At 66.1% G+C, this 298-nt stretch carries 1 protein-coding gene; it reads right to left on the reverse strand.

Annotated features, from left to right (window positions below; translation table 11 throughout):
- On the reverse strand, positions 1 to 298 hold a 298-nt coding region (locus PH586_RS23505), incomplete at both ends, for a hypothetical protein (RefSeq protein WP_271350220.1).

Below are 298 nucleotides of genomic sequence, written 5' to 3' on the forward strand. Positions count from 1 at the left end.
CGGGGTGTCCGCGCCCGGCTCGCCGTTGGCGTGCAGGTCATTATCCAGCACGCTGCCGGTGACCGGGGTAACGGTATCCTCGCTGAGGCTGTTGCCGTCATCGACCGCATGCGGCACGTCGTCGACGATCTCGATGATGATGCTCGCCGGCAGCGAAATGGCCGTGCCGTCCGAGGTGGTCAGGCTGAAGGTGTCGGTCTCCGGGCCAGGTCCGTCGGTGGTCGGGCTGGTCAGCTCGTAGCTGTAGCTGCCGACCCCGGTCAGGCTGTTGTAGGCGGTGATTGTCAGGGTACCGCTA

The sequence above is a fragment of the Pseudomonas aestuarii genome (genome assembly GCF_027988105.1).
Classification (GTDB): domain Bacteria; phylum Pseudomonadota; class Gammaproteobacteria; order Pseudomonadales; family Pseudomonadaceae; genus Aquipseudomonas; species Aquipseudomonas aestuarii.